The following is an 8,332-nucleotide window of genomic DNA, read 5'->3' as shown; positions in this document are numbered from 1 at the left end:
GAACGTCGCGGAATGGACGCTTACATAGTAGCCGCATTGCAGCGCTATTTCCGCTAGGGGCAGCGCGGTTTCAAGCAGTCTATGGCGGGCACGGTCTAGTCGGGCATAGGCGACTAATTGGCCTGGACTAACGCCCACCTCGCGTTTTAATTTGCGTTCCAGGGTGCGCCTAGTAACCCCTAATGTGGCACCTAACTGTTGGGGGGGAAGCTGTAGTTTTCCAATGGCTTGAACAATCGTGGGGGTACGGCTATTGACCAGTGGCTGGCTCTTTAGTTGGTGTAATAACCATGTTTCTAACAGGCGTAAACCCTGTTGTGCATCCAGGTGGTAGAGGTGCTCCACCACGGGCATTAACCCTTGTAACGCCGGTGTTTCAAGTTCGTTATCTAAGCGCTGCGGTTTATCTGCGAATGCTTCGGGTAGCAAGCCTAACAGGCAGTGAACGCCTGCTGCTTTAAAGCGAATCCCCAGGCAGGGAGTGTAGGCGTCGAGTGTTTCTATTAACGTGCGCCTGTTAAAGCAGAGCGTGATGATGGGGTGAGAGCTATCAAGCTTGATACTGAGACTAGCGCCGGCATCGGGATAGAATTTTTCGGTTCTGGGTTCAGTAACATCCCCTGAGCCACCCATTGACCAAAGGCACTGTACCCACGGGGCTAAGCGCTTATCAGGTAGGCGATGCCGAAAATTGAGATAGTTAGCGTGGCTTGGCAGGATAAGATCGGTCATGGGGGCAATCAGCGATATGTTTTCCTAATGGTAGCTCGTATTGTCTCAATCCAGCAGCTTTTGAGAACTGGACCGGCGCCATACACTTGGTGATACTTTCTCGTGGCGAGCCCAGATACGCCTTAGTTGCCGTTCATCACCAAATCCAGATGCTTCGGCAACCCTTGCTAGTGTCCATGGCGTCTCGGTCATTAATGTTTTAGCGCGTTGCAGGCGCAACCCCATAATGTATTCACCCACCAGCATACCGGTGAGGCTTTTGAACTGGCGCCGAAAATGGCGCTCACTCATGGCTGCTTGAGTCGCTAATGTTTCAATACGCCAGGTTTGCGAGGGGGCGGCACATATTGCATCTTGAACGCGATGCAGCCGTTCATCCACATGATTGCGGCCCTCAAGCCAGGCTCCCAACTGGGGCTCCTGTCCACTGCGGCGAAGATATAGCACCATCTCTCGCGCCACCGCTAGCGCTAATGAATGGCCGCAAGCGCGGGTAAGCCAGTAGAGCATGGTATCTATACCGGTTGAAATCCCCGCGCTGGTTAAATAGCGGCCATCTTCAATAAAAATACAATCGCTTTGCACCCTAGCCTTTGGTGCTTTGGCCTGTAACTGTTCGATTAACGTGTGATGCGTGGTGCAGCGTCGCCCCTCCAGCAAGCCTGCGTCAGCCAGTAATAGCGTGCCGGAGCAAACCGTCATCAGTGTGTCCGCATAGCATGCGTTTGCCTTAAGCCAACTAACACACTCTTGCTGTGCCAATGGCTCAACGCTATTGCGATACTGTCCTGGAATTAGCAGTAGGTGTTGAGGAGGAAGTTGTTCGGGTAACGGGTCAATGCCACTAAGCGTCAGCGGTCCTAACCACGGCATAGCGGTCTTTGGGCCGACATAGCAAACCTCAACATCGATTGAAAGCCGGTCGGCACACTGCAAGACCTGAAGAGGCCCGACCAAGTCAAGGGGCACTTGGCCAGGCATCATCAATACCGCAATCCGCAGGGTGTTGGCTCTTTGGGAGAGCGGTTGACTGTTTTGTTGCTCTTCACTCACGCGTGTTTTGCCACTCATTGATCAAGTCTTGTGTGCTGATAATACGCGCAAAACGGTCTTCAAGTACCAGTTCGGTACGTGCCTTAATATCATCAGCTGACCATGTAATGCCGTTACGCGTCATAGGGAACGTTAGCGTTGCATCGCTGACAAAATCAACGCTAAAACCTAAATCTGACGCTACCCGGGTGGTTGTCTCGCAGCATTGCTCTGTGCGAATACCGCTAATCGCAAGTTGCGTAATGTCGCGTTCGCGTAACCAATTTTCAAGCTCAGTATCGCTGAATGCATTATGAACACGTTTATGGAAGGTCACCGCCGCTTTATCGTCAAAACCATCAAGCGGGCGAATTAGGCCATTAGCGGGGTCAAAAGCGCCTTGGCTACCGGGTTCTTCATGAAAAATGCGCACAACAGGTATGTTATTTGCCTGCGCCGCGTCTAGCACTGCTCGTTGCTTGGGGCGCCATGCTTGCGCCAGAGATTCTACCCAATAATCGCGGGCCGGGAAGGAGGCTTGAACGTCAATTAATAGCAGAGCGGTTTTAGACTGGGTCATGGCTAATCTCATCGTGTTGAAGTGAGGCTACAGATTAGCTATTCCTATTTCAGCCAACGATACCTTGTGCGGTCTAAAAGCGGTCAATTTCGGCCAAGTATTGGCTGATGGCGGAAAGTGTCGGCAAGAAGTGAAAAGCCGCCTTGCGGATATCGAAAGCTGTAAAATGATCACCCGGTGGTGCGCTATCAAAGGCTATAATAGCGTGATTATGGTGGAATACCGCTACCGTGACTTTTAACTATCAAGCTGGCTTCCATGGTTTTTATCGAAGATACCTAGATAAGTCGGCTTGTTGGTTGATTTTGATGTTTGTTTTAATGAAAGGAAGGTGGCTGGTAATGATTAACACCAAAATATATAAAGCGGTTTATGAGCTAGCTGAGCGGCTAATGAAAGCTGCGGCTAAAGATGACAGAGAAGCGTTTGATCCGCTCTATGCCGAGTTGCAGGCGATTTGCACCGATAACGAAAACACCGATAAAGACCACCCAGAGCAGTGGGAAACCTTGGCTGACTTTACCGAAGAGTTAGAGGATGCGCTGCCGATTTACCAAAAGGCGCTTGAGAAAGCCATTGCTAAGAACTCGAAAGACCATATGGCCTCTATCGGTTTTTCCATGGCAACGTTGCAAGTACAGTTAGGTCAAACGGATGACGCCATCGAAAGATTGCAACATGCGAAAGCCAGCGCCGATGGCATTGAAGATGATGAGCTGAAAGCAGAAATCGATCAGCTGCTTGAAACGCTAACGACCAACTAGGAAGCCTATTTTGACGAATAATGATATTTTTCGCCGCATCCGCTACACCTTTGATTTAAAAGACAGCACCATCGTGGATATCTTCTCACTGGCTGACGTCAGTGTGAGTCAAGCACAGGTCACTGCTTGGCTGAAAAAAGACGAAGATGATGCTTTTGTCACGATGAAAAATAGAGAGTTGGCGGCGTTTCTGAATGGCTTTATCAGCTTTAAACGTGGCAAGCGTGAAGGCCCGCAGCCTGCGCCTGAAGCACAGCTAAACAATAATATGGTGTTCCAGAAGCTGCGCATTGCACTGAATTTAAAAGCAGACGATATCTTGGCAGTGTTTGAACAGGTGGGCTTACCGCTGAGCCACCATGAACTCAGCGCCTTTTTCCGTAAGCCAAGCCATAAAAATTACCGTGAGTGTAAAGATCAAATGCTGCGTAATTTCTTACTCGGTATTCAACGCCAGCTACGGCCTGGCTCGAACGACACAGGTTCTGAGTCTTAAGTTCAGCGCTTTACACCACGCTTTATGTCACACGGTAACGGTAGGAGAGGTAGTACAAGGCCTCTCTGCCTTATCGACGCTAACGCTTCACGCAGACGAAAATCGCATTGCCTGAAAGCTTATCCCAAGGGGTAATGGTCTGATAGTTGTGCTCAAATACATGCACCTCAAAATAAGGCGCCAGTAGGGCGGTTAATTCCGTAAAGCTGACCGCTACCATCGGATGCTCGTCGTTCCAGACTTGCGTGGCGCCTGCGGTGGTTTTTTCAATACTCAGCCTAAGCGACTGCTTTTCGCCGTGCCCGCCGTAGTGCCAACCTGAGCTGAACGTGAAGATATTGTCATCTTGTCTGGCGCTGTGTTTAACGCACAAATCGTTATTGATTTTGTTTTTATCGACCACGTTAAAATAGAAAACGCCGCCTGGTGTTAGCGCGCGATGGGCGCTGGAAATACACCCTTTTAGTTTTTCAATCCCATCGTTGTAGTGGATCGAGTACAAAAAGCAGGTGATCAAGTCGAGGGGTTCGCTGGTTTCGAATGCACTCATATCTTGCCGTGAAAAGAGCGCTTCCGGGCAACGCTTGGCGGCGATATCCAGCATGGGCTGGTTAATATCAAGACCACTGCTGAGATAACCAAAATCAATAAAATGGCGGACATGAGGGCCCGTGCCACAGGCTAAATCAAGGTGCGCATGCCCGCCGTTGCCGAAAATCTGATGGAGTCGACGAATGGCGTTGCTTTGCGCTTGGTAGTCGATATCGACGCACATCAAATCGTAGTAGCCAGATAGATCGGTATAGAGTGCGTTGGCGGACAGATTGGCGGACATAGTAGCCTAATGGTGGGCGCTAAAATATTGGGGTGGCGCATAGTAAACGAGCGAGCAAGGTTTTAGAAGCGAGGACAAGGCGACACCCGCTTTTTTTCAAAAAGCGGGAGATACCATAGGTAAATTGTGTTTATTTAAGAGAGTTACTGCCGCCATTTTGCTCAGCTAACTGCTTAGCTTGCGTGTACCCTGTTAGCGCTAGATAGTCACGATTGCTATCGATAGCGCCGTCATTGCCAGCTTTAAAGAAGGCTTTTTCAAGCATTGCCTCTCGAGCTTCCATAAGTGTTTGCGCCATCTGCATGTGTTCGCTGACAATCTTGCAGCCGAGCTCAATGTCTCCTTTACGCAACGCCTCTAATAATTGATGTTGATAATCATAGCCTTGGCGGCGTAACTCAGGGTTGGGCTGTGCGTAGATTCGCTGACAGACGGTCATATTCATCAGTAGGCGTACTGGAAATCGGCACATCAAGGCCAATAGAGGGTTAGGGCAATAATCAATCAGAACTAAGTGAAACTCCAATTCCTTCAATCGCTGCTCGCGCTCTTCTTCTAGCGATGCTGGCGGGTGGTCATAAAAGGTCATTACTGATGCCAGTCGATCAAAGGCATCCGCATCGAGCACACCCTCAAGACTCTTTACCAGGGCTGGCCAGAGCGCTTTACGTGCTTCATAGATGTTATGAATAGTGGGTGAGTGAAAGAAAAAATAGTTACCCAGCAAGGTCATCGCTCGATCATCACTGACTTCGCTGATAAAGGCACCGCCACCTGGGCCTGTTCGCGTTTGAACCAACCCCTGGGCTTCAAGCCCCTTGAGAGCTTCACGCACCGTGCCTTTGGATGCATCTAGCGCCTGGATCAGTTCTTGTTCCTGCGGAAGTCGATCGCCGGGCTTTAATTGATGTTGCGCAATGTATTCCTTTATCGCCTCACTGATTACGTCGGTACGCTTAGGCTTAGCAGGTTGGCGTGCTTGCTTCATGGTTGTCTCAGCTAACATTGAAAGAGGCTGTTTTAGTAAGAATCATCCCCTTGAAGTGGCGTGATGTCTAGCAAATGTCGCCTCGTGTATAGCTGCGTTAAGCCGCTAGAAGAGAGGTGAAAATAATTTATAATTATAAATTCCAGGCTTCTTAAATTTGCTAATTGAGTAACCCATCATGACCTACAGTTTGATCGCACTGGATAAACAATCTGACACTTTCGGTATCGCATGTGCCACCGGAGGGCCTGCACTGGGTGGTTTTGTTCCCCATTTGCTACCGGGCATTGGTGCCGCTATTACCCAGGGCTTTAGCACCAATGTATTCAGTGCAGAACAAGGGCTGCAGCGCTTAGCCAACGGCGAAAAGGTGGTGGATATTATCGGTAGCCTGCAACAACAGGACAAAGGCGCTGCGTGGCGACAGGTGGCGTTAATGGATCGGCATGGCGTTGCCGCAGGCTGGACAGGCGATGAAAACGTCCCGATTGCTGAGATGCGAATCAGTGATGGTTTGCTGATTGCAGGCAATATGTTGGCCAGTCGAGATGTTATTCCCGCCATGGAGGCGGCCTATCTTGAGACTCGTCAGCGTAATGACATGGCTAGCGCTTTGATAGCCGCGCTAAGTGCTGCTCAGCAGCAGGGCGGGGATCATCGTGGCACGCTCTCAGCGGCTCTGAAAGTACGCGCCCCAGGCGGATTGCCCTACGATTTGCGAATCGATTATGCCCCCAACGCGATTACTGCACTGAGCGAACTTCATTTACGTATCGAGCAGGATGGCGATTTTCAGTCATTTCTTGCTCGTCTGCCCACGGCTGACTATCCGCATCGTTATTAATCATCACTACATGATTTAGACATAAGTCTAAAAGCCGAGCATCCCCAAAAATTTAACCTTTTATTCTGACTGAGTTTTTTGTTTTCCCAGTTGGAATGCTTTCTCGTCCACCTCTTTAAGGGTTTGACAGCATGTTTGACGCTCTCATAGTCTATTTATCATGATAAATAGCCGTGCTGAGCAGCTAGCCAAACAATAACCCCTTGAGGCAACCATGACGCTTTCTTTAACCCAGGCCGGAGAACAGGCATGGAAGTGGCTGGAAGATGCCGCTAAGTTCAGTGAAACCGACAATATTGAACGCGATGGCGTTACCCGCCGCTGCGCCACCCCTGAACACCGCGCTGTGCTCGATGAACTTGCAACGTGGATGAAAAGCGCGGGTATGTCTGTGCGCATGGATAACGCCGCGAACCTGATCGGTCGTTATGCCAGCCCACACGCCGGTGCCAGTACGTTGTTGCTCGGCTCGCATCAGGACACAGTTCCTAATGGAGGCAAATACGATGGCATGATGGGCGTTATTCTGCCGCTTGCCTTGGTTAGCTACTTGCATGAAAACGCGATCGAAATGCCCTTTCACATTGATGTGGTGGCGTTTAGCGACGAGGAGGGGACACGTTTCAGTTCTACCTTGCTTGGTTCTAAAGTGCTGGCGGGCACGCTTAATCCAGAGATGCTTAAAGCCCGCGATAGTCAGGACATAACGCTTGGGCAGGCACTGGCTGACTTCGGTTGTGACACTCAACGAGTCGATGCAGATCGCTATCTACCGGAAGACGTGATTGCTTTTATCGAAACACATATCGAGCAGGGCCCTCAGCTTGAGCAGGCTGATGTGCCGGTGGGGGTGGTAAGTGCAATTACCGGGATCGAACGCCACGAGATAATGGTCAAGGGCATGGCAGGTCACGCCGGAACTGTGCCTATGCACATGCGCCAGGATGCACTGGTGGGTGCTGCCCACGTTATCCAGCTGGTCGATACGTTATGCAAAAGCACCGATGAACTCGTCGGTGTTGTGGGCAAGATTGAGAACGCACCTAATGGCGTCAATGTTATCCCTCAGACCACAACCTTGAGCATTGAGTTGCGCTCACCGGATGATGCACTTCGTCGTCAAGCAAGAACTCAACTGTTAAGCCAAATTGACGCGTCTCTGAAAGCCTTGAACCTTGGCTTTGAGCATCGTCATACCTATGAACAACCTGCTGTTCAATGTGCTCAGCACCTTATCGACACCATGCGGAGTGCGCTTAAGGATACGCGAATTGAGCCACGGGTACTGTTCAGCGGCGCAGGCCATGATGGGTTAGCCATGACTGACTTGTGTGACATCGGCATGTTGTTTGTTCGTTGTCGCGGCGGTATCAGCCACCACCCCAGCGAAGCTATCAAGCCTGAGGATCTCGTCGTTGCCATTGAGGTTCTCTTAAACACCTGCCAGCGACTTGCCCAAAAGCAATAGCTGGCAGCCTCGTATCACGACGTTTGTCCAACTAGCTCAACATAAAGCCACAAAAATCATAAGGGTTGATTATGAGCCAACAACAGCAAGTTTCAGACACAAAAGCTCCTGCATCAGGTAAGTGGTACAAACAAATACCGGACCCGATGGTGCTGATTTTCTTCATTTTGGTCGCCGCCTACCTAATGACGTTTATTGTGCCCGCAGGCGAGTTTGAGCGTCAGACTGTCGATGGTCGTACGACAGTTATTCCTGAATCTTTTATGTACTTGTCAGATGTTGCGAATCTGCATTTTTTCAAGATTTTTGTCGCCATACCGCAAGGTCTGATTAATGCGTCGCAATATCTGTTTATCGTGTTTATTGCTGGTGGGCTGTTTCATATTCTGCAAAGGACCGGTGCGCTGGAAAATGCCATTGGTGTCGCCGTTCATCGCGTCGGCGCTGAAAATAGCATTAAAAGCCGCAACCTGATTATTGCTGCTGGCACCTTTATCTATGGCTTCTTTGGCGTTGCGGTTGGTTTCGAAAATAATATTGCGCTCGTACCCATTGGTGTACTGATAGCTTCTGCCATTGGCTGCTCTCGCTTA

Annotated in this window: 9 protein-coding genes and 1 pseudogene; 5 read left to right on the top strand and 5 right to left on the bottom strand. The window is 50.0% G+C overall.

Going from position 1 to position 8,332, the window contains the following annotated elements; all coding sequences use genetic code 11:
- From INT22_RS01450 to INT22_RS01440, 3 genes are all read right to left on the bottom strand, one after another.
- Positions 1–732, bottom strand: a 732-nt coding sequence (locus tag INT22_RS01450) for a helix-turn-helix transcriptional regulator (RefSeq protein ID WP_226912329.1), incomplete at its 3' end; no start/stop codon positions are given.
- 45 nt (positions 733–777) lie between these two features.
- A complete protein-coding gene (locus tag INT22_RS01445) occupies positions 778–1,803 on the bottom strand; it encodes a GlxA family transcriptional regulator (RefSeq protein WP_226912328.1) in 1,026 nt (341 codons plus the stop codon).
- Entirely contained in the window at positions 1,778–2,344 is a 567-nt protein-coding gene (locus INT22_RS01440) for an isochorismatase family protein (RefSeq protein WP_193067541.1), read from the bottom strand. The genes INT22_RS01445 and INT22_RS01440 overlap by 26 nt, the downstream gene beginning before the upstream one ends.
- Before the next feature lie 341 nt (positions 2,345–2,685).
- Here INT22_RS01440 and INT22_RS01435 point away from each other — a divergent pair, with 341 nt between their 5' ends.
- The gene (locus INT22_RS01435; RefSeq protein WP_095604212.1) at positions 2,686–3,108 is read left to right on the top strand and encodes a Replicative DNA helicase; all 423 of its coding nucleotides are present in this window, start codon (positions 2,686–2,688) and stop codon (positions 3,106–3,108) included.
- A gap of 10 nt (positions 3,109–3,118) precedes the next feature.
- Positions 3,119–3,604, top strand: coding sequence for a DUF1456 family protein (locus tag INT22_RS01430; RefSeq protein ID WP_193067540.1), 486 nt, complete (start codon positions 3,119–3,121; stop codon positions 3,602–3,604).
- Positions 3,605–3,683: 79 nt separating this feature from the next.
- Here the strand turns inward: INT22_RS01430 and INT22_RS01425 are convergent, their stop codons facing one another.
- The gene (locus INT22_RS01425; RefSeq protein ID WP_226912330.1) at positions 3,684–4,427 is read right to left on the bottom strand and encodes a class I SAM-dependent DNA methyltransferase; all 744 of its coding nucleotides are present in this window, start codon (positions 4,425–4,427) and stop codon (positions 3,684–3,686) included.
- A gap of 142 nt (positions 4,428–4,569) precedes the next feature.
- A complete protein-coding gene (locus INT22_RS01420; RefSeq protein ID WP_226912327.1) occupies positions 4,570–5,427 on the bottom strand; it encodes a FadR/GntR family transcriptional regulator in 858 nt (285 codons plus the stop codon).
- A 178-nt stretch (positions 5,428–5,605) separates the two neighbouring features.
- Here INT22_RS01420 and INT22_RS01415 point away from each other — a divergent pair, with 178 nt between their 5' ends.
- The 3 genes and pseudogenes from INT22_RS01415 to INT22_RS01405 form a co-directional block, all read left to right on the top strand.
- Positions 5,606–6,271, top strand: coding sequence for a DUF1028 domain-containing protein (locus INT22_RS01415; protein WP_193067537.1), 666 nt, complete (start codon positions 5,606–5,608; stop codon positions 6,269–6,271).
- Between the two features lie 214 nt (positions 6,272–6,485).
- Positions 6,486–7,739 (top strand): allantoate amidohydrolase, encoded by a 1,254-nt coding sequence (locus tag INT22_RS01410; protein ID WP_193067536.1) that lies wholly within the window; start codon positions 6,486–6,488, stop codon positions 7,737–7,739.
- Positions 7,740–7,810: 71 nt separating this feature from the next.
- Positions 7,811–8,332 (top strand): annotated as a pseudogene (locus INT22_RS01405) (YfcC family protein); the annotation flags it as partial.

The sequence above is a fragment of the Halomonas sp. 3D7M genome (assembly GCF_014897885.1).
In the GTDB taxonomy this organism is placed as follows: domain Bacteria; phylum Pseudomonadota; class Gammaproteobacteria; order Pseudomonadales; family Halomonadaceae; genus Vreelandella.
This window is presented reverse-complemented; position numbering and strand designations above follow the sequence as displayed.